At 62.5% G+C, this 25,217-nt stretch carries 21 protein-coding genes and 1 tRNA gene; 7 read left to right on the top strand and 15 right to left on the bottom strand.

Going from position 1 to position 25,217, the window contains the following annotated elements:
• From ACN9MZ_RS13405 to ACN9MZ_RS13390, 4 genes are read left to right on the top strand one after another with little or no spacing between them, the layout of a single operon-like run.
• The gene (locus tag ACN9MZ_RS13405; RefSeq protein WP_426342585.1) at window positions 1-1,149 is read left to right on the top strand and encodes a mannitol dehydrogenase family protein; all 1,149 of its coding nucleotides are present in this window, start codon (window positions 1-3) and stop codon (window positions 1,147-1,149) included.
• Window positions 1,146-2,090, top strand: coding sequence for a sugar kinase (locus ACN9MZ_RS13400; protein WP_426342584.1), 945 nt, complete (start codon window positions 1,146-1,148; stop codon window positions 2,088-2,090). The genes ACN9MZ_RS13405 and ACN9MZ_RS13400 overlap by 4 nt, the downstream gene beginning before the upstream one ends.
• Window positions 2,087-2,926, top strand: coding sequence for an amidohydrolase family protein (locus ACN9MZ_RS13395; protein WP_426342583.1), 840 nt, complete (start codon window positions 2,087-2,089; stop codon window positions 2,924-2,926). The genes ACN9MZ_RS13400 and ACN9MZ_RS13395 overlap by 4 nt, the downstream gene beginning before the upstream one ends.
• Window positions 2,923-3,624: a FadR/GntR family transcriptional regulator gene (locus ACN9MZ_RS13390; RefSeq protein WP_426342582.1), complete on the top strand. Its 702-nt coding sequence runs from the start codon at window positions 2,923-2,925 to the stop codon at window positions 3,622-3,624. The genes ACN9MZ_RS13395 and ACN9MZ_RS13390 overlap by 4 nt, the downstream gene beginning before the upstream one ends.
• A gap of 3 nt (window positions 3,625-3,627) precedes the next feature.
• Here the strand turns inward: ACN9MZ_RS13390 and ACN9MZ_RS13385 are convergent, their stop codons facing one another.
• Both ACN9MZ_RS13385 and ACN9MZ_RS13380 read right to left on the bottom strand, forming a co-directional pair.
• A complete protein-coding gene (locus ACN9MZ_RS13385; protein WP_426342581.1) occupies window positions 3,628-4,947 on the bottom strand; it encodes an alpha-L-fucosidase in 1,320 nt (439 codons plus the stop codon).
• Window positions 4,948-4,956: 9 nt separating this feature from the next.
• Complete coding sequence (locus ACN9MZ_RS13380; RefSeq protein ID WP_426342580.1) at window positions 4,957-6,594, bottom strand: alpha-L-fucosidase; 1,638 nt, start codon at window positions 6,592-6,594, stop codon at window positions 4,957-4,959.
• Window positions 6,595-6,839: 245 nt separating this feature from the next.
• Between ACN9MZ_RS13380 and ACN9MZ_RS13375 the strand changes: the two genes are divergently transcribed.
• Window positions 6,840-8,969, top strand: coding sequence for an exo-alpha-sialidase (locus tag ACN9MZ_RS13375; RefSeq protein WP_426342579.1), 2,130 nt, complete (start codon window positions 6,840-6,842; stop codon window positions 8,967-8,969).
• Between the two features lie 51 nt (window positions 8,970-9,020).
• On the opposite strand, the gene lldD is transcribed toward ACN9MZ_RS13375, so the two are convergent.
• From lldD to ACN9MZ_RS13350, 5 genes are all read right to left on the bottom strand, one after another.
• Window positions 9,021-10,151: an FMN-dependent L-lactate dehydrogenase LldD gene (gene lldD, locus ACN9MZ_RS13370; protein WP_426342578.1), complete on the bottom strand. Its 1,131-nt coding sequence runs from the start codon at window positions 10,149-10,151 to the stop codon at window positions 9,021-9,023.
• The gene (locus ACN9MZ_RS13365; protein ID WP_426342577.1) at window positions 10,151-10,528 is read right to left on the bottom strand and encodes a hypothetical protein; all 378 of its coding nucleotides are present in this window, start codon (window positions 10,526-10,528) and stop codon (window positions 10,151-10,153) included. The genes lldD and ACN9MZ_RS13365 overlap by 1 nt, the downstream gene beginning before the upstream one ends.
• Window positions 10,529-10,578: 50 nt before the next feature.
• The gene (locus ACN9MZ_RS13360) at window positions 10,579-13,737 is read right to left on the bottom strand and encodes a TonB-dependent receptor (protein ID WP_426342576.1); all 3,159 of its coding nucleotides are present in this window, start codon (window positions 13,735-13,737) and stop codon (window positions 10,579-10,581) included.
• A gap of 40 nt (window positions 13,738-13,777) precedes the next feature.
• Complete coding sequence (locus ACN9MZ_RS13355; protein WP_426342575.1) at window positions 13,778-15,040, bottom strand: hypothetical protein; 1,263 nt, start codon at window positions 15,038-15,040, stop codon at window positions 13,778-13,780.
• A gap of 193 nt (window positions 15,041-15,233) precedes the next feature.
• On the bottom strand, window positions 15,234-17,156 hold the full coding sequence (locus tag ACN9MZ_RS13350; RefSeq protein ID WP_426342574.1) for a glycoside hydrolase family 97 catalytic domain-containing protein: 1,923 nt from the start codon (window positions 17,154-17,156) through the stop codon (window positions 15,234-15,236).
• Window positions 17,157-17,377: 221 nt separating this feature from the next.
• Between ACN9MZ_RS13350 and ACN9MZ_RS13345 the strand changes: the two genes are divergently transcribed.
• Window positions 17,378-19,501, top strand: a complete 2,124-nt coding sequence (locus tag ACN9MZ_RS13345) for a TonB-dependent receptor (RefSeq protein WP_426342573.1) — start codon at window positions 17,378-17,380, stop codon at window positions 19,499-19,501.
• Here ACN9MZ_RS13345 and ACN9MZ_RS13340 read toward each other — a convergent pair.
• Together ACN9MZ_RS13340 and ACN9MZ_RS13335 are read right to left on the bottom strand one after the other, a co-directional pair.
• On the bottom strand, window positions 19,498-19,968 hold the full coding sequence (locus tag ACN9MZ_RS13340; protein WP_426342572.1) for a hypothetical protein: 471 nt from the start codon (window positions 19,966-19,968) through the stop codon (window positions 19,498-19,500). The genes ACN9MZ_RS13345 and ACN9MZ_RS13340 overlap by 4 nt on opposite strands.
• A gap of 19 nt (window positions 19,969-19,987) precedes the next feature.
• Entirely contained in the window at window positions 19,988-20,971 is a 984-nt protein-coding gene (locus tag ACN9MZ_RS13335) for an extracellular catalytic domain type 2 short-chain-length polyhydroxyalkanoate depolymerase (protein WP_426342571.1), read from the bottom strand.
• Between ACN9MZ_RS13335 and ACN9MZ_RS13330 the strand changes: the two genes are divergently transcribed.
• Window positions 20,970-21,143 carry a hypothetical protein gene (locus ACN9MZ_RS13330; protein WP_426342570.1) on the top strand — a complete coding sequence of 58 codons (174 nt, stop codon included), beginning with the start codon at window positions 20,970-20,972 and terminating at the stop codon, window positions 21,141-21,143. The two genes, ACN9MZ_RS13335 and ACN9MZ_RS13330, sit on opposite strands and share 2 nt — an antisense overlap.
• Before the next feature lie 224 nt (window positions 21,144-21,367).
• Here ACN9MZ_RS13330 and ACN9MZ_RS13325 read toward each other — a convergent pair whose 3' ends face one another.
• The 6 genes from ACN9MZ_RS13325 to ACN9MZ_RS13300 all read right to left on the bottom strand — a co-directional run bounded on the left by ACN9MZ_RS13325 (window position 21,368) and on the right by ACN9MZ_RS13300 (window position 25,146).
• Entirely contained in the window at window positions 21,368-21,865 is a 498-nt protein-coding gene (locus ACN9MZ_RS13325; protein ID WP_426342569.1) for a hypothetical protein, read from the bottom strand.
• A 75-nt stretch (window positions 21,866-21,940) separates the two neighbouring features.
• A complete protein-coding gene (locus ACN9MZ_RS13320) occupies window positions 21,941-22,597 on the bottom strand; it encodes a substrate-binding periplasmic protein (RefSeq protein ID WP_426342568.1) in 657 nt (218 codons plus the stop codon).
• A gap of 107 nt (window positions 22,598-22,704) precedes the next feature.
• The gene (locus tag ACN9MZ_RS13315) at window positions 22,705-23,064 is read right to left on the bottom strand and encodes a hypothetical protein (RefSeq protein ID WP_426342567.1); all 360 of its coding nucleotides are present in this window, start codon (window positions 23,062-23,064) and stop codon (window positions 22,705-22,707) included.
• A 76-nt stretch (window positions 23,065-23,140) separates the two neighbouring features.
• Entirely contained in the window at window positions 23,141-23,647 is a 507-nt protein-coding gene (locus ACN9MZ_RS13310; RefSeq protein ID WP_426342566.1) for a hypothetical protein, read from the bottom strand.
• A 67-nt stretch (window positions 23,648-23,714) separates the two neighbouring features.
• Window positions 23,715-23,807 (bottom strand) — tRNA-Ser (locus ACN9MZ_RS13305).
• 91 nt (window positions 23,808-23,898) lie between these two features.
• Window positions 23,899-25,146, bottom strand: coding sequence for an aspartate kinase (locus ACN9MZ_RS13300; protein ID WP_057260027.1), 1,248 nt, complete (start codon window positions 25,144-25,146; stop codon window positions 23,899-23,901).
• Window positions 25,147-25,217: the final 71 nt, after the last annotated feature.

The raw sequence follows: 25,217 nt of genomic DNA, 5'->3' as shown, positions 1-25,217 counted from the left end.
ATGTCCACCCCGATCCTGCAATTCGGCACCAGCCGTTTCCTCCAGGCGCATGTGGACTTGTTCGTGCACCAGGCGCTGGCGCAGCAGCGGGCGCTAGGCAAGATCACCGTCGTGCAGAGCACCGGCAGCGCCCAGAGCGCGCAGCGGCTGGCAGCGTTCAACGCACCCGCCGGTTATCCGGTACGCATTCGCGGCATCGAGAGCGGCGTGGTGGTCGACCAGGAACACCTCGTCACTTCCATCGCGGCGGGGCTGCACGCCGATCGCGACTGGTCCGCGGTTCGCGCCCTGGCGGCGGGACCGGTACAGGTAATTGTCTCCAACACCGGCGACCGCGGCTACGAGCTGTCCGCACAGGATGGCCCGGAACTGCTTGGCGCCGCAATGGCACCGCGCAGCTTCCCCGCCAAGCTGCTGGACCTGCTGCATTACCGCTACCTGCACGGAGCGGCGCCGCTCACGTTGTATCCGTGCGAACTGGTGGCCAACAACGGCAGCGTGCTGCGCGCCCTGGTGTGCAAGCTGGCGAGCGAATGGCAGCTTGGCAATGCCTTCCTGGCCTACCTGGAAAATACCTGCGTGTGGGTCAACTCACTGGTCGACCGCATCGTTTCCGAACCGATCGAGCCGGCCGGCGCAGTAGCGGAGCCGTACGCAATCTGGGTCATCGAGGCGCAGGAGAATATGGTGCTCCCTTGCACCCATCCCCAGATCGTGGTGACTGACAAACTGGAGCCGTATGAACGGCGCAAGCTGTTCCTGTTGAACCTGGGGCATACGTTCCTCGCCGAACAGTGGCTGCATTGGGGGCGTCCTGAAGACGAAACCGTGCTGCAGGCCATGGCCGATACAACATTGCGCGCGGAACTGGAAGCGCTATGGGAAGAGGAAGTGCTGCCCGTGTTCCAGGCACGGGGCGAAGGCAATATCGCCAGCGCCTACCTGGCGCAGGTGCGCGACCGCTTCAACAATCCCTTCCTCGCGCACCGGCTGGCCGATATCGCGCAGAACCACGAAGAAAAGAAGCGGCGCCGCCTGCTGCCTGTACTCGCGCTGGCCAACCGGATGCAACTGCCGCTGGCGCAGCCACGCCTGCGAGCGGCGCTGCGCATCGCCGCGGCGCGGCCTGCGACGGATTACGCAGCATGAACGGCGCATTCTGGTCCGTGGGCGAATGCATGCTGGAACTGCGCCCGCAGTCGAACGGTACGATCATCCACGCTGCAGCCGGCGACAGCTACAACACGGCGGTCTACCTGAAGCGGCTGGCCCCTGCCCTGCCGGTGCGCTACGTCAGCGCGCTGGGCGACGATGCGATGAGCATCCTGATCCGCAAGCATATGCGGGCCGAACGCATCGACGACAGCCTGGTCGAAACCCGGCCGGGCGGCACGCCCGGTCTGTATGCGATAGAGACCGACGCCAACGGCGAACGCCGCTTCGCGTACTGGCGAGCGCAGTCAGCCGCGCGCTCCATGCTGGCCGCCGCGCACCTGTCGCAACTCGAGGCCGGGCTGGCCCAGTGCCGCGCCCTGCTGCTGACGGGCATCACGCTGGCGATCCTGGACGATGGTCGCCGCACGGCCTTGCTGGCCCTGGCCGAAAAAGTGCGCGCGGCAGGCGGCTGGGTCGCCCTCGACAACAATTACCGCTCCGCCCTGTGGGACGCGGCCACTGCCGCCCAATGGATGGATCGCGCCACGCGGGCCTGCACCCATGCCCTGTTCAGTTTTGAAGACGAGGCGGTGCTGCACGGCGCCGGCAATTCCGCGCAGGCGCTGCAGCGCATTGAATCGCTGGGCGTGCCGGAAGCGGCGCTCAAGCTGGGCGCGGGAGGTTGCCTGCTTGGCGGCGCCGCGGTCCGCACGACCGTGCATGTCCCGGCACCTGAGGTCCAGGCAGTGGACACCACCGCCGCCGGCGACAGCTTCAATGCCGGCTACCTGGCGCAGCGGCTGGCTGGCGCAAACGCTATCCGGGCCGCGCAATTCGCCTGCACCCTTGCCGCCGCCGTGGTGGGGCATCACGGAGCAATCATTCCGGCGCACGCCATGCCGCCCCTCCCTGATACATTAAGCGCTGAACCATGACACGCATCGACGCCCACCAGCATTTCTGGCAATTGGCCACCCGCGACGGCGCCTGGCCGCCGCCCGAGCTCGCGCCCATCCACCGCGATTTCAATCCCGGCGACCTGTCCCCACTGCTGCAGGAAAACGGCATCGAGGCCACCGTCCTGGTGCAATCGATGCCCAACGAAGCGGACACCCGCTACATGCTTGGCCTGGCCGAACGCCACGATTTCGTGCAGGCCGTCGTCGGCTGGGCCGACCTGAAGGCGCCCGATGCAGCGCAACACATCGCCGCACTGGCAGCCCATCCTAAGTTGCGCGGCCTGCGCCCCATGCTGCAGGACCTGTCAGACGACTGGATCGATGATCCAGCCCTGGCGCCGGCGGTCGAAGCCATGCTGCGCCACAACCTCAGTTTCGACGCGCTGGTTCTGCCGCGCCACCTGCCGGCACTGTACGCCTTCGCACGCCGCCATCCCGCGCTGCCGATCGTGATCGACCACCTCGCCAAGCCGGCCATGGACGGCATGCCCGATGCGCAATGGCTGCGCGACCTGGCCCGGCTGGCAGCGCTGCCGCAGGTCGAATGCAAACTCTCCGGCATGGTCACCGAGGCCGGTGACGGCTGGACCGTGCAGCAACTGCTGCCCTACGCGAACCACGTCTTGCAGGCATTCGGCCCGCAACGCGTGATGTGGGGCAGCGACTGGCCGGTTCTCCGGCTAGCGGCCGATTACGCAGGCTGGATCGACGCCAGCGAAACCTTGCTGGCCGGCCTGGATGAACAACAGCGGGCAGCGGTATTCGGCAACAACGCCCGCCGCTTCTACCGCATCAAAGGAACTACGCCATGAGCGAAACCCAGCCAACGCCAGCGCGCGCGCAGGAAGCCCGCATGTACCGGTTAGTCGCCGAACGCATCCAGGAGCTGATACGGCGACAAGGCATCTCCGCCGGCGCGCGCCTGCCGCCGGAACGCGAGCTGGCCGCCTTGCTGGAAGTTAGTCGAGCTTCGTTGCGCGAGGCACTGATTGCCCTGGAACTGGGCGGCGTGGTCGAGGTGCGCGGTGGATCAGGCGTCTACGTCAACCAGGAACCAGGATCGCCGGCCGCGGTACCGGAAGCCGGCCCGGGACCGTTCGAGGTGCTGTCCGCCCGCAGCGTCATCGAAACCGAAGTCGCCGCCATGGCTGCAAAGAACGCCAGCGGTGCAGCGCTCGACGCCATCCTGGCCGCCATGCTGGAGATGGAGCGCAGTCACGAAGACCGCTCCAGCAACGAACAGGCCGACCGCAACTTCCACCTTGCGATTGCGCGCGCCAGCGGCAATGCGGCGCTGGTCGGCGTCATCGATTACCTGTGGCGCCAGCGTAGCAACCTGTGGCACCGGCTCAAGGAACACTACCGCACCGAAGAGCTGCGCAAGGCCACCCTGCTCGACCACCGCGCCATCTTCGACGCCATTGCCGCCCGCGACCCGGCCGCGGCCCGCAAAGCCATGCGCACCCACCTGCAGCGGGTGAGCCGCACCTTCGCCGGCAGCGGCTCCTGAACGTCAAGGGGCATTGGTTTCCAGCTTGATCACCGTATCGACTGCATCGCGCCTGGCGGCGTCCACGCTGACCACGATGTCGCCACCGCTCTGGCTAAAACGCACCGGCGCACCGGCCAGGGTGCTGGCAGAAACGACCTTTCCTTGCAGTGGCGGCAGCTGCAGGCTGTCGCCAGGCCAGGACAGCACGTGAACATAGACATTCTTGCCGCGCATGGTCGAGCCGTATACGCCGTCGACAGGCTGGAAGGGACCAGGCCGCGTGTTGAAAATCCCCTCGCCATTGACGCGCATCCAGGCGCCGATGCCTTGCAGCGTCTGCAGTTGGTTCTCCGGAATCCGGCCGTCCGCATCAGGTCCGATATTGACCAGGGCGTTGCCGTTCCTTACCACGGCGTCCACCACCAGGCGGATTACCTGGCCCGGCTTCATGGCATCGCCCGCTACGTACCCCCATGCGGGCCCGATCGAGAACGTCTTCTCCCAGGGTTTCTGCCGAATCGGCCCGGTGACCGGTCCGCCGCCTTCCTCAGTATCGAAGTCGCCCTGCCAACCCGAACGCGGATTGATCACGACCTTTGGCTGCAGCTTGCGCACTTCGGCATTCAGGATCTCCGGCTGCCAGAACCAGGCAGCGTCGGCATCGCTGCCGCGATGCGCCAGCCAGCCGCCGTCATACCAGAGGATATCGATCTTGCCGTAGTTGGACATCAACTCGCGCACCTGGCCATAGCCCTGCTTCTTCATCAGGGCCGCATTGTCCGGCAATCCCTTGGGATCGAAATAGCCGGGGAAGCGCCAATCCATGGGCGAGTAATAGATACCGACCCGCATGCCGCGCTGCCGCACCGCCGTGACGTAGTCGGCGATGAAGTCCTTGTGCGCCGCGGCGTGGCCGGAGTCGTAATTGCGATAACTGGTTTTGCTGGCAAACATGGCAAACCCGTCATGGTGGCGCGCTGTCATCACCATATACTGCGCGCCAGCATCCTTGGCCGCCTGTGCCCAACTGTCCGCATTGAAATGCTTCGGTTTGAACAGGGTTGCCAGCTTGGCGTACTCCTGGGGAGCGACCTTGTCGTTATGCATATGCCATTCCCCTTTCGCGGGAATGGCGTACAGCCCCCAATGGACAAAGATGCCGAATTTCGCATCCTGCCACCAGCGCATGTCCTCCGCCGGCAAACGCAATTCCGGCGCCAGGCTGCCCGAATCAGACTGGGACTTCAGCGCCGAGCGTTCTTCATCCGTGACCTGCAGGGCAGAACCTTGCGTACACTGCAGCGACAGCAGGCAAGCTGTCGCCATTAGAACTTTATGCATGGAGCCCCTTCAGGTAATTTTCAGCGCGAAGGCATAAGGCAGCGCCGGCGCGTTGGCCGGCAAGGCAACCTGCAAGCCATCCTGCGTCTGGGTGAAGGCCAGCGCATTCCCTCCTACCAGGTCGACCCGCGACACCGCCTGCTTCATCCGCGGAGTGCCGCTTTGCATGCTTTTGATAGCCACCTTGCCGCTGGCCGGCCAGCCCATGATGATCGCGTACACCGCCTCGCCCTTCGTGGTGAATCGGATATCGTCCGAGGTGAACGGCTTGCCCTTGCCTTCATTGAAGCCCGGTCCACTGAGCGGCGACGATTCGGCCAGGGACGGCCCTTCGCCGAACACCGACCATGGCCGCGTGTCATAAATCGCTTCGCCGTTGACCGCGAGCCAGCGGCCTATTTCCTCGACAATGCCCCGCTCCAGTTCATCGATCGTGCCGTCGCCGCGGACCGGAACACTCAGCAGCAAATTGCCGTTCTTGCTGACCACGTCGACCAGGGTGTGTACCACGGTTTGCGCGCTCTTGTAGCCCTTGTTGTCGTACACCCGCCTGTCGTAATGCCAGCTGCCGATGCAGGTGCAGGTTTGCCAGGGCAATGGCTCGATCACGTTGCTCTGGCCCCTTTCAATATCCCACACCATGCTCTTGCGCTGCTGTGCATCGAGCACCTTGCCGTTGACGACTGCTTCCAGCTTGCCCCTCCTGGAGATGCTGCGGTTATACATATGCGCCGCCATGCGCAGGCCGACGTCGCTGACTGGCCAAAGCGGCAGCTTGCTGTCGTCGTAGTACACCAGATCGGGGTCGTAGTTGTTGATCAGTTCAATCGTGCGGTCGTACAGTTTTTCACAGTACGCCTGGTCCGGAACCGAGGCGCCATTGCCCCAATCCCACAGCTCGTGGGTATGGCTGGTTTTGCTCAAGGCGTGGTTCTGCGCGTACAAGGCTTGCGGGTCCAGCCCTTGCCACCACTGGTCCTTGCCGTCCGCCTTGCCCAGTTTTCCGTCGTAGGGCACGCCGGCATATGGGCCCCACTTGTCGGCGCCCTGCGCTGTCTCGTACCAGGTCCAGGCATGCGCCGCGTGCACGCTGACGCCAAACCGCAGGCCGTGGCGCCTGGCGGCCGCGCCCCAGCCCGCGATCAGGTCCTTCTTCGGACCCAGCCTGGTCGAATTCCATTGCGGTTGGTGCTTGCTGGCATACAGGTCGAAATTGTCATGGTGGTTGGCCAGTGCAACAAAGTACCTGGCGCCGGCCTGCTTGTACAGCGAAACCAGGGCGTCCGGGTCCCAGCGCTCTGCCTTCCACTGGTGGATGATGTCCTTGAAACCGAACTGCGAAGGATGGCCGTATTTCTTCAGGTGATATTTATACGCATCGCTGCCCTCTTCATACATGGCGCGCGCATACCAGTCGCCAAATTCAGGTTCGCATTGCGGCCCCCAGTGCGCCCAGATGCCGAATTTTGCGTTCCTGAACCAGTCCGGCGTGCGGTACTCGGCCAGCGAGTCCCAGTTCGGTGCAAAGGGGCCGCGCGCCATGGCTTCGTGTTTCGGCGAGCCCCCGGCCGTTGCGCTTGCGTAGTGCGTCACGGCCAGCGCGGGAATGGCCGCACCCAGGTGTTTCAGTATTTCCCGTCTCTTCACTATTCTCTCCTTGGTAGATGTTTTCCATATATACTGTACATCTACATTCAAGCAAATGCAACGCCATACGAAAGGCCCTCGCAGAGCTACTAGCACTTCCCGCAGAAATTCTTCAATTTTCAGAATTTGTTAGGAATTCCCGTGCGCGCGTTATCGGCAGTGCCGGTGGCGCAATACGCTTGGATGTCCGTTCGGTTCTCTAGGCGGACATCCGATTAATGAAAGAACAAGGAGACAACATCAAAATGAAATGGATAAAATCTTTGCTCGTGCTGGCCACGGCACTGAGCGCAGCCAGCGCACTTGCGCAAAATGCAGCCGGCTATAAATGGGACGTCGTCCCAATGGGCGGCGGCGGCTTCGTCACCGGCATCTTCCCGGCCCGGACCGAACAGGGCATGGTGTATGCGCGTACCGACGTGGGCGGTGCCTATCGCTGGGACAAAGGTGCCGGCAAATGGGTGCCGCTGATGGACTGGATGTCGGAAGCCGACATGGGCCTGATGGGCATAGAGTCGATGGCGGTCGATCCGAAGAACGCCGCCAACATCGTGCTGCTGGCCGGCACCAGCTACTTCAGCAACGGCCGCACCGTCATCATGCGGTCAACCAATTACGGCCAGAGCTTCACCTGGACCGACGTCACCGCGCAATTCAAGACCCACGGCAACGGCTACGGCCGCCAAAGCGGCGAGCGGCTGGCATTCGATCCCGGCTCCAGCAACATCCTGTATACGGGCACCCGCTACAACGGCCTGTTCAAGAGTACCGACTCCGGCGCCAGCTGGACCCGCGTGAACAGCCTTAACGTAACTACCACGCCGAATGAGAACGGGGTCAACCTGGTGCTGCCCGACCCGACCAGTGTCGTCAATGGCGTAGCCCAGCGCCTGATCGTCGGCGTATCGCGTTACAGCTCGGCCGGTCCTAACCTGTACCGCAGCGACAATGCCGGCCAGACCTTCACCGCCATCAGCGGCGCACCCGGCAACGCCATGCCGCAGCGCGGTGCTTTTGACGGCCAGGGCAATCTTTACCTTACCTATGGCAATGGCGCCGGTCCCGGCTCCGTCAGCGATGAGCAGCCGATGAGCACTGGCGGCGTGTGGAAGTACAACGTCTCGAACGGCAGCTGGAGCAACGTGACCCCGTCCGGCATGACGAACGCTTTCAGCGGCATCAGCGTCGACGCCACCAATCCCCAGCGCGTGATCGCCTCCACCATCAATATGTGGTGGAACCAGTGGAACAATTATGGCGACCGCATTTTCCTCAGCACCAACGGCGGCGCCAGCTGGACCGACGTCATTGCCAATGCCACCAAGGCAACCGACGGCATCGACTGGATCGCCGACGAATCGATCCACTGGGCGGGCTCGGTGGTCTTCGATCCCTTCAATGGCCAGAGCGCCTGGGTCACCTCGGGCAATGGCTTGTTCAAGACCACCAATGTCGGCGCAGCGCAGCCAACCTGGACCTTTAACGTCAAAGGCCTGGAAGAAGCCGTGCCGCTGGGCGTGGTCAGCGTGCCGGGGGGCCCGCTGGTCAGCGTGATCGGCGACTTTGACGGCTTCCGTTATTACAACACCTACGGCTACGGCCAACGCCTGGCCCCTAAGATGGGCACCACGACCGGCCTGGCAATCGCACCGGGCAATGCGTCCATCATGGCGCGCGCCGGCTCGCAGGTACAGGTCTCGCAGAACAGTTCCGTCAACTGGAGCGCGGCTGCCGTCACCAACGGCTCGCACGGCCAGGTAGCACTGTCGGCCAATGGCAGCATCCTGATTCACAGCCCGAAAGATTCCAGCACCAGCTACCGCTCTCTCAACTACGGCTCCAGCTGGACCCCTGTCAACAACCTGAACGTGCCAAACGCCTTCCCGGTCGCCGATTCGATCAATCCGAACCTGTTCTATGCCTACGATCGCAGCAACGGCAAATTCTGGGCCAGCTACGACGGCGGCGCGAACTTCTATAACGTCAGCAACCTGGACGCATGGGGTGCATCGCGCATCAAGGTCGCTCCCAACATCCAGGGCGATGTCTGGGTACCGTTGAACAACAACGGCCTGGCGCGGTCCACCAACTCCGGCTCGTCGTTTACCAAATTGAGCAACGTGACGTCCTGCGCCGGCATCGGCTTCGGCAAGGCTGCCAGCGGCACGACGTATCCGACCATCTTCATCTGGGGCACCGTCAACGGCGTGCGCGGACTGTTCCGCTCGACCGATATCGGCAACACCTGGCTGCAGATCAACGACTGGGCGCACCAGTACGGCGCCAACGGCGAAACCGTGGTGGGCGACATGAACACCTTCGGCGTGGTGTACCTGGGCACCGCAGGCCGCGGCCTGGCGGTCGGGCGTCCATAAGCGTCCTCGCATCCGGCTCCGGCGGCGTTTTCGCGCGGCCGGAGCCGCACTTCAGGCCAGGATGTCGGCGCCGATATCGCGCACCGATTTCACGCCGGTGAGCACCATGCTGGTACGAATATCTTTCTCGAGGATGACAAGCAGGTTGCGCACTCCCGCCGCACCGCTGGCCGCCAGCGCGTAGACGAAGGCGCGGCCGATCAGCACGCCGTCCGCACCCAGCGCCAGCAGGCGCACCACGTCAAGGCCGGTGCGCACGCCGGAATCAGCGAAGATGGTCAAGTCCCCTTTCACCGCCTCGGCGATCATCGGCAATGCCCGCGCTGTCGACAAGGCGCCGTCGAGCTGGCGCCCGCCGTGGTTCGAAACGACGATGCCGTCGGCGCCAAAGGACTTGGCCTCGCGCGCGTCCTGTGCGTCCAGAATGCCCTTGATGACCATCGGTCCCGGCCACTCGTCGCGGATCCATTGCAGGTCGTTCCAGTCGATGCCAGGATCGAAGTTCGCGGCCAGCCATCCCAGGTAATCGGCCAGGCCGGTGGGATTGCCGCGATAGGCCGAAATATTGCCCAGGTCATGCGGCTTGCCCAGCACGCCCACGTCCAGCGCCCAGCGCGGATGCAGCATGGCCTGCAGCACCCGGCGCAGAGGCCCATTGCGGCCGCTCATGCCGGAATGCGCATCGCGGTAGCGCGCGCCGGGCACTGGCATGTCGACGGTGAACACCAGGGTCCTGATGCCCAGCTCGCGCGCCCGCTGCAGGTAGTCGCGCATGAAGCCGCGGTCCTTCAGCACGTACAACTGGCACCACAGCGGCCTCGGCGAATGTTCCGCTACTTCCTTCAAGGGGCAAACCGAAACGGTGGACTGGATGAACGGGATATTGCGCTCCGCCGCGACACGGGCTGCCTGCACCTCGCCGCGGCGCGCATACATGCCGGCAAGGCCGACTGGCGCCAGCGCCAAGGGCAAGTCCTGCTTCACGCCGAACCACTCGGTCGACAGGTCCAGCTCCTCCGAGCCTTTCAGCACGCGCTGGCGCAGGTTGACCTGCTGCAGATCGTCGACATTTGCCCGCAGCGTGGTCTCCGTGCCGGCGCCTCCATCAAGGTAGTGGAACAGGAACGGCGGCAGCTTGCGCCGCGCCGCTTCCCTGTAATCGGTGGCAGAAGAAATGATCATCACTTCTTTCCGGACAGTTTGACGACCGCTTCGTTGTAGCGCGCCTCGGTCTCGGCCAGGATGGTCCGGGACTGCAGCAGCTGCGTTTGCAGGCGGGCCCGGTCAAGGTCGCGCAGCATGCCGGACAATTCAGCCGCTTCCTGCGGCAACCACGCCATATCCCCCGCTTTGCCCTCACTCGCATGGCTGCACACACGGCCATTGAAGAGCGCCCCTTCCGAAAACCTCTGGTCCTGGTAGAAGCAATATGGCTGGCTATCCGCAGCAGCGGCAGCGGCAGCGGCGGCCGGCTTGCCCGTCTTTTCTGCCGCCTGGACGTTGCATGCCAGAGCGCCGATACCGGCCGCCAATGCGATCATCGATGCGAGAATATTCATCAGAAGGTCCTTTGAAGCCGCGCCGGCTCACGACGGCGCGGCGATCAGCGTCAGAAAGTATAACCCGCCGACACCCGGTAGCTGCGGCCCGGATCATACCAGGAGCGGCCCATATTGCCGGGAGCCTGCTGGTTGGTCTGCCGCGTGACGACGTCGGACAGGTTGCTGACGTTGAAGCTGGCCCAGAGGTGATCGTTGAGGCGGTAGTTAATGCCCGCATCCCACTGCCCTACCGCCTCCTGCCAGACCGGCAAGCCCCAGCCCACGTCCGTCGGCGCCACGCCGCCGTTGGCGGCAATGCGCACAGGATCGGCGCTGGTGCCCTTGTCGCCGGAAGCGCCGTACACGCCTGTAGCCAGCAGCGTGCGGTCACGCCAGCTGTATGCCAGGCGCGCCGAAACCGGTCCGCGATCGTACATGAACGCCGCGTTGAAGGCGCGCTTCGACATATACGGCACCGGCAAATCCTTGAACGGCAAGCCGTTGGTGTCGCAGCCATACAGGTTGCCGCCGATCGACAGGCTGCCCGCATTGCAGTAAGGCATATTGAACGGGTGATACAGCTCCTGCTTGCCGTGCGTGTAGGTAAAGTTGGCGGACACGCCAAACCCTTTCGCCCACTCCGGCAGGTGTTCAGCCAGCCCGGGCAGCTTGTCCAGATAGGTCAGGCCCGCGATTTCAACGCCAGCCAGCCAGAGCCTGGCGGCATTGGCCGGGCCGGTGATCTCAAAGTCCTGCTCATTTCCAGCCTGGTCCTTGATCGTCCTGGTATAGGTCTCGGACATGATGATGTCCTTGACGTTCTTGTAGAACAGCACGGCGGTCAGCGACTGCCCGTTCGCCGGATACCATTCCAGCGAAACGTCGACGTTGTTCGCCTTGAGCGGTTCCAGCTTCACGTTGCCATCATTCTTGCCGGTGTAGGTCACCATGCTGATATTCTTGCCGCTGCTGTCCATGGTCACGTTTTGGCTCAGCGTGACGTACTCCTGCAGCTGGTCAAAGCCGGGGCGGTAGATGCCGCGCGACAGCGCCAGGCGCGATTGCAGCTTGTCCGTCAGGTTCGCCTTCAGGTTCAGGCTCGGGACCACGTCGACGTGGCTCGACTTGAGGTCCATCGGTTCGTCGATCGTGCCGAAGCGCGGCAGGCTTGGCGGAGTCGAGTCGCTGTAGCTTGGCTTGAACACCGTGTAGCCATGGGCCACGGTATTGGTCCGAACCACGCGCACGCCGGCATTGCCTTCCACCGGATACCTCCAGTCGTCGAAACCGAAACGCAAGGTGCCATACAGCGCCTGGGTGCCTTCGCTGTGCTCGCTGACGTATTTGGGCTCGTCGCTGAAGCCATCGCGCTTCCAGTCACTGCCCATCTGGGAGCAATCGGTGCTGGTGCCCTTGATGGCATTGGCATCCTCGCAATTGTAGCGCAGTGCCGTCAGCAATTTCTGGTAGGCGGCCGGCTTGTCCTGGATCAGGGCCTTGGTCGGCACCACGATCGTCGGCGGAGCGCTCATGCGGCCATTGAAGAAGATCGGGAAGGCGAACGTTTCCACGCTGCCCAGCGCTGCGTAGCGCGGGTCGCGCAGATAGCCGAAGTTGCTGCGCTGCCAGCCCAGGTCAGCAGGGTTTGGCAGCTGCCCGGCCACCTTGGTGTTGGCCACGCCCCATTCCTCGGAAAAGGACTTCCAGCCGGTGCCTGCGTTCTTGTCCTTCCTCGAAGAGCGCTTGGTCAGGCGCATGCCAAAGCGCACGTCGCGCAGGACGGCGTGGTCGAGGACATATTTGCCGTCCACCTTCCACGCATACAGGTCCGCCTTGGCCTTGTTGACGTCCGGCTGGGAAATGTCCCAGAAGTAGTTGGCTGGATTCGCCAGGAAATTGCGTGCCTTGTCGTCGAAGTTGAACGCAGGCCGCGCGCCGGAAACGTCCACGCCCATGCTCGGCACGAAGGTGCCGAGGTTGATCATGCCGAAGTCGCCTGAATTGGTGGAGTGCACCCACTGCAGGTCGTTCTGGAACGACCAGCGCTCGTTGGCCTGCCATTTGAAGTTCCAGGCCAGTTCGCGCGTACGCCCTTTCACGTCGCTATAGTTGCGGGTCGTGCCCATGCGCAGGCCGCCCTCGGCAAACTGGTTTGCGCCCTTGCCCCCGATCGGATAGGTCAGGATGCCGGACTGGAAGACGCCATTGCTGTCGTACTTGGCGTCCGTGTATTTCGTGAGATATGGATCTTCGCCGCCGGCGAAAATATTGTTGCCGAAGTTCGTGGAATTGAACGCGGAATCGAAGTAGGTCAGCGAGGTTTCCTTGCCGTTCTTCTTCCACTGCAGCGCGCCATAGAAGCCCTTGCGCTCGGTCTCGCCCGTGCCGGTGCCCCAGGAAGCGCCCACCGGCACCCACACCGTCTGGCCGGGCACCAGGTTGCTGCGCGGGTAGTAGACGGACTGGTCGATCGAATCGTAACGGCTGGTGGTCTTGCCGTACGACAGGTCCAGCAGCGCGCCGAACTCGCCCATATCGGTTTGCCAGCGGTTCGAATACAGGCCGGAATAAGCCGGCGAGTTCTTCTTGCCCAGTACCGTGTAGTTGTCCGACACGGTCAACGCGCCGCTCTGGCCCTTGGTGTCGAACGGCAGCCGGGTGCGCAGGTTGACCTGGCCGCTGATGCCGCCTTCAATCAGCTCGGCGGAGGGATTCTTGTAGACGTCCACGCCCGCCATCAGCTCCGGTGGCACGTCGCCCCAGCTCAACTCACGGCCGGGCCAGCCGGCCGAGAAGGTTTCGCGCCCGTTCAGCGTCGAGGAACCCCAGGACAGGCCGCGCACCTGGATGCCTGAGCCTTCCACGTCGAATCCCAGCCCGTTGGCCGCCAGGTTGGCGCCGGTACGCGTGCGATTGCGGTCCATGGTGACACCCACCACGCGTTGCAGCACTTCGGTGATCGACTTGTCCGGCAGCTTGCCTGCTTCATCGGCCACCACCGAATCTACGATCAGCTCGGATTCCTGCTTGATGCGCTGCGCGGTTTCGACCTGGCGGCGCTGGCCTGTCACCACCACTACCGCCGGAGCGTCCTTGGCCGCCGGCTCCGTTGCCTCGGTCTGGGCCTGCGCGGCACTGCCGCACAGCATTGCAAGCTGCGCTGCGGCGAAAGCCAGCGCGGTCATCTTGAGGGGCTGCCTGGCATTGCTTGTCTCATTTCTTTTCATTATATTTATCCTGTCTTGTATGCTTGGCTTGCCGGCGGCGTCACTGGAAGGTGATCGGGCCGGTCAACGTGATCTGGGTCGGGTAGGTCGGCTTGTCCAGCGCAGTGCTGGAGACGGAAACGTTCATGCTGTCGGCGTTGAACGAGACCTGGACGATTGGATAGTCCTGCAGCTCATACCACGTGTTGATGTCGCTCAGGCCGCACGACTCTGCGACGGTCACATCCCGCAGGGAGACCGTGTAGTCGGCGGCGTCGGTGCTGGCAGGCTTGACCTTCGAGCGCAGTGTCACATTGCAGGCATCCTTGCCGTTCTTCAGCGCAAAGTGGCCGAGGACCAGGTCGACGTTGACAGTGTTGTTGCCCGTGTTGATCCACTCGGCGTTCTGCGCAATCCTGAATTTCATGGACGCCTGCGAGTCGATTCGCACGCCACTGATCATTGGACCGACCTTGGAGATCTCCTTCAGCCCGGCGCCGAGCACGTGCAGCCCATAGTAGCCGCCGATCCAGCTGCCGTCGTTCGGCTTGTCCAGCTTGACGTTGAAGGTGAACTTGAGGTTGTTGCCATCGTCCGAGAGGACCTGGTCGCACCAGCCGTTACACCACCAACCGTTCAGGTTCACGCCGGCATAGCCATTGATGGCGCCCCCTTCCCTGGTGGTCGAAGCATCCTTGAAGCCGCTGAAGTGCGTCAGCGTCGGCGCCTTTTCGGTCCCGATAGGAATATTCTTGACCATGGTCGCCGTAGCAAAAATGTCGCCGCCCTCCGACTGGGCCGTAATGGTGCACAGGCCATTGCCAACCTTGGTCAAAGTGCTGCCGCTGACGGTGCACACCGTTGGCGTGCTCGAAGAGAAGGTGACGGGCCGGCCCAGGTCGGAAGTTGCAGCCAGTACGACCGGCTGCGAATCGAGCGCCTGCGCTCCCGGATTGCGGAAGGCGACCATATGCGGCCGCTTGGGGATAACGAAAAGCTGGCGTTGCGAAACCGGGGCGTAGCCTTCGAAACCGGACTGGGTGGCAGTCACCGAGCACTCGCCCGCTTTCAGCAGCGATAGCTTGTCGCCGCTCACAGAACAGACGTCCGGCGTGTTCGACGTGAAAGTCACCGGGCCGCCGGAACTGGCAGTGGCCTTCAAGGTGGTGCTTGCCACTTCAGGCGGAATGGCAACTTCGGCGCCGCCCGGGAAGCTGAAAGCCATCGTCTGCACTGTCCCGCCATCACTGCCGCCACCGCCTCCGCCGCAGGCGGCCAGCAGCGTGGCACAGACAATGGCAATTGCCGAATTCTGGTACCTCATCGTTTGTCTCCTCATGGAATATCCCCTATTTGGTGCTTTTTGTTTGTGCTGCGCGTCGCCCGCGGCGGCCTGGGCCATCAGCAGGTTCTCTATATATTGCAAACATTCATACTCGGCCGCAATTGCGATAATTCGCAAAACGATGGATAAAATTCAACACACTGGACCGGGAGTCCCGGCGCGACGCCGGCGTTCAGGGCATGCGTTCGAAGATCGCGACCGCGCCGCCGGCTGGCGCCAGCCGCAGCGACAGCACGTCGCGTGCAGTCACCTCGCGCTCAATGCGATGCACCGCGTCTGGCGTGTCGCCGTCTTCCCATACGGTGGCGCGGTAGCGCCCAGGCGGCAGGAAGCCGAGCGCCACGCGTTCAACCCGCTCGCCCTCCTGCGCGCTCATCGCGCCGAGATACCAGTTGCTGCCTTTGCGCCGCGCCAGAACGATGTCCTGGCCCGGGGTACCGGACAGGAAGCGCGTGTCGTCCCATGCGGTCGGCACGCGCTGCACGAAATCGAAGCCGCCGGCATTTCGATAGGTGTCGGGGGCGTCGGATACCATCTGCAGCGGGCTGTCATACACCACGTACATGGCCAGCGCCTGGCCGCGCGTGGTTTGCGTCTGCGGGTTCACTTCGCGTACCGCAAAGCTGGCCGGGGTGCCGTTACGGAAGCCGCCGGGCGTGTAATCCATCGGCCCGGCCAGCATGCGGGTATAGGGCAGCATCAGGTTATGTCGCGGCGTAACGGACTTGTCCATCTTGTTCCATTCGGCGCCGCGCACGCCCTCCTGGGTGATGAAGTTCGGGTAGCTGCGCTGCAGACCGGCCGGGACATAGGCGCCGTGCAAGTCAAGCAGAAGCTTGCGCCTGGCAGTCGCCTCCGCGACCCGGTAGTAGAACGCCACAACGTCCTGGTCGTCCCGGTTCATGAAGTCGATCTTGACGCCTTTGATCCCCCAGCGCGCATAGGTGTCCAGCACTTCTTCCATGCGCGACGCCACGTGCTCCCAGTGCGCCCAGAGTATCAATCCCACGCCTTTGGCCGCTGCATAGCGCACCAGTTCCGGCATGTCGATGCCGTCGGCGGCACGGGTGATGTCGGTGCCGGGCAGCGCGATCCAGCAATCCGGCCCCGAGCCCCAGGCCCAGCCGGCGTCGATCAGGTAATACGGCAAGCCTGCGTCCGCCGCAAAATCGATGAAACGCTTATAGCTGTCCATGTCCGGCTTCATGCCCGCCAGCGGGCCCGAATACCAGTCCCAGGCTGCCTTGCCCGGTTTGACCCAGCTGAAGTCTCCGTCCGGCGCCGGATTCAGGTTGCCGATCAGGTGGGAGCCGATCAGATCGCCGACACGGTCTCCCAACATCACCACGCGCCAGGCGGTGGTCAGTCCCGCCGGGGAGACGAAGGCCGGCGCGCTACGCCCCGGCGGCGCCGACAGCCGCAGCCTCAGTGCATCGCCCTCGCGGCTCAGGGAAGCGCCGGTATAGCCGGCCAGGTTTGATTGCGTGATAGCGTAAGCGGTCCGGCCAGACGGCGCGGTACATACCAGCGGCACGTCATACCCCTGCCCCGCACGCAGCTGCGACACCTTCATACGCTCGAACGTTGCTTCGTGCGCCCGGTCCGCCACGGTCACCAGGCATTCGGGATCTCCCGCCGGGACGAAGGCCGTCTTTTCCCCGCGCAGCCGCACTGGTCCGGTGCTATCGAAACGGTAACGAAACGCCACGCCGTCGTTATAAGCCCGCAGCTCGATCGACAAGCGTCGTCCCGCAGGGCCGCGCTCGCGGAACACCAGCGTCGCTCCACGATAACGGTCTGCCGCTTGCGCCGCCTTGGTGGCGACCAGCGGAATGGCCCGGTCGACCTCGACGTCCTTCCGTTCCTCCAGCACCAGTTCGCCCAGCTCGGGGGCGCCATCGAACTCCAGTCCCAGCGGCGACGGCGCAATAACGGCCTGTCCGCCACGCGTAATGCTGAAGCGGCTGGCGTCGTGCTCGATCCGGATTGCCGTGCGCCCGTCCGGCGACGAGACGACGGCCGGTGCCGCCACGGCACAGGCCGGCGGAACGAAGGCGAACGCGATCAGCGCAACAGGCAAAGGTGTATTTTTCATGGTGGTTGTGGAATAGGCCAGTGATACGCTGGATTGTGCAAGCGATGGCCCGCACCAAACAATTGCGAAATTCACCGAGCGGCACAACGATATTTGAGGCAAAGCGCCCCGCCTACCGGGCGTTGACAGGCGCGCCGTGCGCGAATGATAATGAGAAACATTCTCACCTGAGCTAGCCAGCTGCCAGCCCTTGGTCATCGCAAGTCGTCAAGGAGCTTCCAGTGCTGTCGTACCAGCCATTCCCGTTCAAATACCGTCCGCTGGCCGCAGCCATCCTACTTGGACTGGCCGCGCAAACGCAAGCCCAGGAACAGCAAGATCCCGCCATTGATACTGTCGTCATCCAGGCGTCCCGCTCGAACATCGCAGCGGACAAGGCGCCGCAGACGGTGCTGGTCATTACCCGCAAGGAGATTGAACGGCAGTTGGCCATCTCGGGCAATTCGTCCGATGTTTTGAGCAGCATCCTGCCTTCGTACACGCCCAGCCGCGGCAAGATGAACGGATCCGGCGAAACGCTGCGCGGCCGCACGCCCCTGATCCTGGTCGACGGGGTGCCGCAATCGAACCCGGTGCGTCCGACCGGCCGCGAAGCCCACACCATCGACTACTCGATGGTGGAGCGCATTGAGATCGTGCAAGGCCCCAATGCCATCAACGGCCTCGGAGCGACCGGCGGCACCATCAACATCATCACCCGCCGCCCGGAAAAAGGAACGATGAACCAGCATGCCGACGTGCAGGTGACCGCGCCGACCACGCATGTCGAAGGCGACACCCTGAACTACAAGACCAGCTACCGCATCGACGGCCGCCTGGACAAGCTGGACTACCTGTTCGCCGTCACCTACGAAGACCAGGGCCTGTACCTGGACGGCAAAGGCCGCAGCATCGGCGTCGACGTCACCCAAGGCGACTTGATGGACTCGCGCGGTTACGATGTGCTGGCCAAGATCGGCTACCGTCCGGACGAACAGCAAAAGGTGCAGTTCTCCGTCAACCGCTACCGCATCAAGTCCAAGGCCAACTATCTTGGCGTGGCAGGCGACCGCGCGCGCGGCATTCCTTCCACTTCGGTGGAAGGCACCCCGCCCGGCGTTCCGGCCTGGAACGACGTGTGGACCAGCAGCGCCAGCTACAACCACTACGATTTGGCGGGCATGGAATTGTCCGCCATGGTCTTCAGCCAGGAATTCGTGGGCCTGTTCGGCGCCGACAGATCCGCTACGTTCCAGGACGTGAAGATCGCACCGCGCGGCACTTTATATGACCAGTCGCGCGCCGTCGCTTCCAAGTTCGGCAGCAAGATCGGCCTGACCACGGCTGGCCTGCTTGACGGCCGCATGAAACTGACCGCTGGCTTCGATACTCTGTCCGACAAGGGCAAACAGGACATGTACCTGACAGGCCGCACCTTCGTGCCCGAATCGAAGTACACCAATCTTTCACTGTTCCTCCAAGGCGAATACAAGGTGTTCGACACCCTCACCCTGCATGCCGGCGTACGCCGCGAAAATGCCGACCTGAAGGTGGACAGCTACCGCACGCTGGCTGCCTACAACAACACGCACGTCGAAGGCGGCAAGATCAAGTTCAATGAAACGCTGGCCAATGCCGGCCTGGTGCTCACGCCGGTCAAGGACGTCACCATCTATGCCAGCTATTCCGAAGGCTTCGGCCTGCCGGACATCGGCCGCACCCTGCGTTCCATCAACACGCTGGGACAGAAGATCAGCAATATGCGCAACCTGGAGCCGATCCTGACCCAGGGCATCGAGTTTGGCGCCCGCGTGCGCAAGGGTGATTGGGACCTGGACGCAGCGTACTACCGCTCCGACTCCGATTTTGGCGCGCGCGTGATCTCGGTCAATGGCGTCTTCAACATGGCGCGTGAGAAGACCCGCCTGGAAGGCTATGATGCCAGCGCAACCTACCGCTTCAGCAAAGCGCACCGCGCCAGCATGGCCTACGCCTACACCAAGGGCCGCTACGACAGCAACAGCGACGGCAGCCTGGATGCGAAGCTGGACGGCCTGAACGTAGCTCCCAACCGCCTGATCGCAAGCTGGAGCGCCGACTGGAGCGACAAGCTGTCCACCTCGGTCCAGGTGCAGCACGCCTTCAGCCAGACTTTCGATGACCCGGCCAAGGAATTCAGCGGCTATACACTGGCCGACGCATCCCTCAGCTACAAGCTGGGTAAAGGTGCGCTGCGCGTCGGCATCGCCAACCTGTTCGACAAGGACTACATCACTTACTATTCGCAAAGCGCCCTGGTTGAACCGGCCCGCTATTTCGCAGGCCGCGGACGCAGCGTAACGCTGGGCTACTCGCTGGGCTTCTAAACGCTCGGGGTAACTTTCTGTTTCGCCCAGTAGCCGTAATCGACGTGGATGTTTTCCATCAGCTCAAACAGGCTGGTTGCCTGGTTGGTCAACAACAGCGTCCATTGCGAAAAGAAGTTGCCCTGCTTTTCCACCATCTTGGACATGGTGTTGGCATGGCGGATCAGGGCATAGTCCTCCGCCAGGATGGCGCAGCCCTGGCGCCAGTCGAGGTTCTGCTGGTGCAGGCGCTGCATGACGGCCGCCTGCAACTGCAGCCATTCGCTCCAGACCTGCGGGTCGCCGAAGCGCCTCGCCAGCCCCGCCGACAATACGCTGTTGTGCAGCATGCGCGATGCCTGCCGCTGCGCCAGCGTACCGGCCTTCATTGAGACAGCCAGCGGCGCGATGGCCATGGACTCGCGCAAGGCCGGCACGCCTGGCTTATCGATCGATTTCAAACCGACGGAAACGGGAAGTTTGCTCATATCGTCCTCCAGGTGTCGCTCAGGCGCAAAGACGGTCGAGCATGGCGTGGATCGCCTTGATCTGGACCGCTTCGCGCGAATAGTAGTCGGGAGCTTGCGGATTGGCGCTGGTATAACCCCACCAATCCCAGCAGCCATCCGGATTCTGCACAGCGTCATTATCCGTGCCCTCGGCCTGCGGATACAGCACGATGATATCGTTGCTCTCCGCGATGTGGTTGTAGCCGGTGGTGGTGAAATAGCGGTTGCCGTAAGGCGGCTGGTTGGCGATGTCGGCGCGGCCGTTGACGTAATCGGTGTAGTTGTAGCCCTGCTTGCAGCCATGCAGCGCAATGTGCACGCGCGGATCTTTCACCTTCCCTGCCGCGACGCTGGACGGGATGTAGATATAGCCGAACTGGCTCATGCTGGCCCGATCGCTCGCGTCGGCAAAGAATTCGGTCTGGTCGAAGCGCAGCAACTGCCCGGCCAGGCTCTCCGCCGCGGGTAGCAGGTCGCTGTAGATATGGCGCAGGATGTCGTGCGATTGCATGAAGCCGCCATTGTTGATGTAAGGCGGCTGGTTGGTGGACAGGCCCGAATCCTCCGGGTTGTCGGTGATGATGCTATGCCCTGCGGGCACATTGTCAACGTAACGGATATTCGCTGGCTTCACGCCCAGCAGCTCATAGAACTTGCGGGTCCGCGCCACCACGTCCGAATCGACCACGTCGTCCGCGCTGCCGGTGAAGATGTAGAGCCGGTGGTCGGCAAGATTGGTCACCGCATCGATCATCCCTGCCTTTGCCGTCTGGCGCGCCATGTCCGCCAGCTTCTGCGCATCCGGCGACACCTGTGGGATCAGTGGATTCATGCAGATGTACAGCGAGTTCTCAATGCAAGCATCTTCGGCAGTCATCATGTCGTCCGGCCGGAACACCTCCGCGCACCGGAACGGCCCGCCAGCAATGATGCCCGCGCCAGCGAAGCTTGACGAATGGGCCAGGTGAAGCTGTACCGTCATGAATGCCCCCGACGATAAGCCGGAGATCGAGTTGTCTCGCCTGGATGCCTTGTATGAACCGAGTTGGACGACCTTGCTGCTGGAGCTTGCGATCATGCTGTGCCTCCTGATCAAAGTGAACGCCACGACGGCGTCAGGCGACTATATCGTCGCGAGGAACATCATCGATTGAGCTCGCGCAAACCAAACGCGAGAGCGCAACTGTGCGAATCCAGCTTAGCAGCGCGCTGGACGGCAAAGTGCGTGCATTGTCACGAATGGGCGCCTGCCAACACGAACTTTTTTCATCGCATCCTGTCTGACGTCAAATCCCTTTGCTGAAGTGCGAGATTCTTGGCCTCGGCGGCAAATTGTTCGGCATTGACCGCCGGGGCATGTCATTTCCCAAGCGAGAAATTATCGCGAAGCGGAAGGCTTGCGGTATCCCGATTCCATCCACGCCGTCGCGCTCGCGACGCTCAGCTTGAAATTCGGCGCCACGCGCACTTGTGCCTGTTCTTCGCCGAACGGATCGAAGGCAGTCAGGGTTGCATAGGGATCGTCTTCATCCGGAGTGATGTCGAGGTTGACAGTGATGTAGGCGGCGCCCTCGGTGTGGACGCGCACGCTGCGGTGCAGTTGGGCGTGCAGTTGCTGCTCGTGGCGACGGATCACTTCACTGGCGGTCTTCACCAAGGTGTTGAAGGCATTCACATCCAGCGGCTTCGGGTTCTTCTTGTCGCGGCCCATGGTCCAGGGACCGACCAGCGCCGGTTCCGCCTCGCCATCCTTGATCATCGCCACCGCCCAGCCATCGTCATCTTCATTCTTGATGACGCGCGCGGTCCAGCCGTTGTCCTGCCAGACGCGGTCTTCCTGTACCAGCACTTCCTCTTCCATCAGTTCATCGATCATCGCGGCTCCAGTGTTAGCTTGCTGAAAATACTGTGATTATATACAGTTATTTATTTCCAGCAAGTAGCGCGACAATCAGTACCGGCCAGCAGCCAGGTCGGCCATGTACTGGTCGTACTTGCCGCTTTCCTTCAGCTTGCGCAGGCCGCGGTTGAAACGCTCGATGTAGCCGGCATTTTCGGCATCGGCCCGCCGCATGATCAGGCGGTATTGGGTGCTGTTGTAAGGTCCCGGCGCCACGGTAATGCCGGCAGCTTCTTCCGGTTTGAATTTCGTGCGCAGGATGTAGCGGCCCACATCGAGGCTGGCCGGAACGACATCCACGCGCCCGGCCAGCAGTTTGCGCAAATTGAGTTCTTCGGTGGCGGCGCGGTCCAGGCGGACGCCCGGCACTTCCTCGAAGCGGTATTCATAGCCGGCCACGCCGCCGATGCGCAGGCCAGCCAGGTCGGCGTCCTTGGTCCAGGTGAAGTGGTAGCCCTTGCGTAGGAAAAACACCGACTGGGCCTCCAGCACCGTGTCGCTGGACAGGAATTCCCGCGCCCGCTCCGTCGTCAACGGCCCTACGCTCCAGACCACCGAGCCGTTGACCAGCCCACGCTGCGCTTCGGCATACGCACGCGGCCATGGGCGGAACACATATTTGACGGTGATACCTTCCAGCGCAAAGGCTTCCGTTACGATGCGCGACACGGCGCCGTAATGCGGCAAAGCCTGGGACAGGTAAGGCAACCACTCGCCGTTACTGAGGGTAATAGTCTCCGCCCGCGCCCACGGTGCGGCGAGTAAGAAAACCAGGAGTGACTTCCAATGCATCACTCCAGCATAGCGCAGAATCCTCAGTCTTTGCCGAGCGACCACTGCCCTGCACCGCCAAGCGCGGTTGCAGTCACGACGAGCAACAGGAACAGGGCATGCAGGTTGCCCAGGACGGGCGCACCGTGAATCCAGCCAAGCACGATTGGCAGGCCCACTACCAGGGTCAGGACCGCACTGGCGTAAGGCATCAGGAGGCCGATCATGATCAGCGCGCCGCACAGCATCTCGGTCAGGTGCAAGGCCCAATGACCGGCGCCGTTAAGGGTGGATGGGAAGCCGGAATGCCGCAGGGCCTGGAAGCCCATGAGGATGGCCATGCCGCCAATGGCAAGGCGGAGGAAAAAGCGGGATGCATCGAGACGGGTTTTGGAAACTGCCATTTAAAATCTCACGAATGTTTGAAAAGGGACGCTGTGCCGCGCGATTTTCGCACCCGGCAAGCGGCCCATCAAGGGTCTACTTCTTCGGGTTGATGATTTGCTTCAGCAGCACGAACACTTCGTGGCGAATGGCCTGCTCGTTCTCCTTGAATTCGCGATCGGCCTTCATGTAGGCAGGTTTCTTCATCGCGGCCTGTTCAGCGGGCGTTGCCTTGGGGGCGGCCGGGTAAAGCTGGGCGCCGCTGTTGTAGATGCTGTCCAGCGACTTCTTGCCGTAGCTGGACTCGTAGAAGCGCGTCATCTCGGTCACCGTTTCCGGGCTGAGAAGGCGGGCCACAGGCGTTGCCAGTCCTGCGTAGATGGTTTCCGCCGGCGTTGCCATCACTTTGTCCATCACCCGGTTGCGCTCCGCCTCCGATGCGTAGCGGCTCATGCCGGCGGTCATGCGCATCATCTTCTCGGCTTGCATCGCCGCCAGGAGGTCGTGCGTGGCCTTGACCTGCCTGGCATCCGGATTCAGGTTGGCTGCTTGAGCATTAACTGCAAGCGACGCGGCAAGCAAGAGTGCGGAGATCAACTTCATATCAATTTCCTTTGATGAGTATGAAAACAAAAAGCCCCGAGTTTCCTCGGGGCTTTTCGCTTGAATCTGGCGGAGGCGGTGGGATTCGAACCCACGATACAGGTTTTGCCCGTATGCTTCCTTAGCAGGGAAGTGCCTTCGGCCACTCGGCCACGCCTCCTCGTTGAACTGTTACTGCGTCAACGCGACCGCAATATTAAAGACCGATACCGCTTTGGTCAAGGATAATACGGAAGTTTTTTTGGAAATATTTATTCTTTTTCCAGTTCAAATGCCTTGTGCAGCGCGCGCACGGCCAGCTCCATGTATTTCTCGTCGATCAGGACGGAAATCTTGATCTCGGAGGTGGAGATCATCATGATGTTGATACCCTCTTCCGCCAGGGTCTTGAACATCTGGGAAGCGACGCCGACGTGCGAACGCATGCCCACGCCGACCACCGAGATCTTGGACACTTTGGCGTCGCCCACCAGGGTGTGGTGGCCGATTTCGCCCTTTTCATTGTGCAGCACGTCCATCGCCTTCTGGTAGTCGTTGCGCGACACGGTGAAGGTGAAGTCAGTCTTGCCGTCCACTGCCTGGTTCTGGATGATCATGTCGACTTCGACATTGGCTTCGGCCACCGGGCCCAGGATGTGGTAAGCGATGCCTGGACGGTCTGGCACGCCCAGAACGGTGATTTTGGCTTCGTCGCGGTTGAAGGCGATGCCGGAGATGACTGCTTGTTCCATGTTTTGGTCTTCCTCAAACGAAATCAGGGTGCCCGAGTTGGCTTCTTCTTCCAGATCCATCAGCGGATCGGTCAGCGAAGACAGCACGCGGGTCGGTACGCGGTAGTTGCCGGCGAATTCCACCGAGCGGGTTTGCAGGACTTTGGAACCCAGCGAAGCCAGTTCCAGCATCTCTTCAAACGTGATCGCTTTCAGGCGGCGCGCTTCGGACACCACGCGCGGATCGGTGGTGTAGACGCCATCGACGTCGGTGTAGATCAGGCATTCGTCAGCCTTCAGCGCGGCGGCAATCGCCACGGCCGAAGTATCGGAACCGCCGCGGCCCAGGGTGGCGATGTTGTCGTTCTCGTCCACGCCCTGGAAGCCGGTAATGATCACAATGCGGCCCTTCTCCAGGTCTTCGCGCACGCGGCCGTCTTCGATCGACTGGATGCGGGCTTTGGTGAAAGCGGAGTCGGTCTTAATCGCTACTTGCCAGCCGGTGTAGGAAATGGCGTCCTTGCCGATCGCTTGCAGCGCCATCGACAGCAGGCCCACGGACACTTGTTCGCCGGTGGAGGCAATCATGTCGAGTTCACGTGGGTCGGGCGGGTTCTGGATTTCCTTGGCCAGGGCAATCAGGCGGTTGGTTTCGCCGGACATTGCCGACGGCACTACGACCACCTGGTGTCCCGCGTCGTGCCATTTGGCGACGCGACGCGCGACGTTCTTGATGCGTTCCGTCGAGCCCATCGACGTGCCGCCGTACTTGTGAACGATTAAAGCCATGCTGATTTTTCCGCATTGATGTGATAAAGGGAGCCCTTTACTCTACATGCTGCGTTGCAAAATCTCAAGTC

The sequence above is a fragment of the Pseudoduganella sp. S-14 genome, from assembly GCF_049913285.1.
Classification (GTDB): Bacteria; Pseudomonadota; Gammaproteobacteria; order Burkholderiales; family Burkholderiaceae_D; genus Rugamonas.
Note: the sequence above shows the minus strand (reverse complement) of the source record. Positions and strands in the feature narration are given on the sequence as shown.

Excerpts from the sequence above, each read along its gene's own strand:
- ACN9MZ_RS13400 (WP_426342584.1), top strand. The coding sequence starts at position 1,146 with ATGAACGGCGCATTCTGGTCCGTGGGCGAATGCATGCTGGAACTGCGC.
- ACN9MZ_RS13300 (WP_057260027.1), bottom strand. The coding sequence starts at position 25,146 with ATGGCTTTAATCGTTCACAAGTACGGCGGCACGTCGATGGGCTCGACG.
- ACN9MZ_RS13395 (WP_426342583.1), top strand. The coding sequence starts at position 2,087 with ATGACACGCATCGACGCCCACCAGCATTTCTGGCAATTGGCCACCCGC.
- ACN9MZ_RS13385 (WP_426342581.1), bottom strand. The coding sequence starts at position 4,947 with ATGCATAAAGTTCTAATGGCGACAGCTTGCCTGCTGTCGCTGCAGTGT.
- ACN9MZ_RS13315 (WP_426342567.1), bottom strand. The coding sequence starts at position 23,064 with ATGGCAGTTTCCAAAACCCGTCTCGATGCATCCCGCTTTTTCCTCCGC.
- ACN9MZ_RS13340 (WP_426342572.1), bottom strand. The coding sequence starts at position 19,968 with ATGAGCAAACTTCCCGTTTCCGTCGGTTTGAAATCGATCGATAAGCCA.
- ACN9MZ_RS13325 (WP_426342569.1), bottom strand. The coding sequence starts at position 21,865 with ATGATCGATGAACTGATGGAAGAGGAAGTGCTGGTACAGGAAGACCGC.
- ACN9MZ_RS13335 (WP_426342571.1), bottom strand. The coding sequence starts at position 20,971 with ATGACGGTACAGCTTCACCTGGCCCATTCGTCAAGCTTCGCTGGCGCG.
- ACN9MZ_RS13365 (WP_426342577.1), bottom strand. The coding sequence starts at position 10,528 with ATGAATATTCTCGCATCGATGATCGCATTGGCGGCCGGTATCGGCGCT.
- ACN9MZ_RS13405 (WP_426342585.1), top strand. The coding sequence starts at position 1 with ATGTCCACCCCGATCCTGCAATTCGGCACCAGCCGTTTCCTCCAGGCG.
- ACN9MZ_RS13330 (WP_426342570.1), top strand. The coding sequence starts at position 20,970 with ATGAATGCCCCCGACGATAAGCCGGAGATCGAGTTGTCTCGCCTGGAT.
- ACN9MZ_RS13375 (WP_426342579.1), top strand. The coding sequence starts at position 6,840 with ATGAAATGGATAAAATCTTTGCTCGTGCTGGCCACGGCACTGAGCGCA.
- ACN9MZ_RS13390 (WP_426342582.1), top strand. The coding sequence starts at position 2,923 with ATGAGCGAAACCCAGCCAACGCCAGCGCGCGCGCAGGAAGCCCGCATG.
- lldD (WP_426342578.1), bottom strand. The coding sequence starts at position 10,151 with ATGATCATTTCTTCTGCCACCGATTACAGGGAAGCGGCGCGGCGCAAG.
- ACN9MZ_RS13310 (WP_426342566.1), bottom strand. The coding sequence starts at position 23,647 with ATGAAGTTGATCTCCGCACTCTTGCTTGCCGCGTCGCTTGCAGTTAAT.
- ACN9MZ_RS13355 (WP_426342575.1), bottom strand. The coding sequence starts at position 15,040 with ATGAGGTACCAGAATTCGGCAATTGCCATTGTCTGTGCCACGCTGCTG.
- ACN9MZ_RS13350 (WP_426342574.1), bottom strand. The coding sequence starts at position 17,156 with ATGAAAAATACACCTTTGCCTGTTGCGCTGATCGCGTTCGCCTTCGTT.
- ACN9MZ_RS13360 (WP_426342576.1), bottom strand. The coding sequence starts at position 13,737 with ATGAAAAGAAATGAGACAAGCAATGCCAGGCAGCCCCTCAAGATGACC.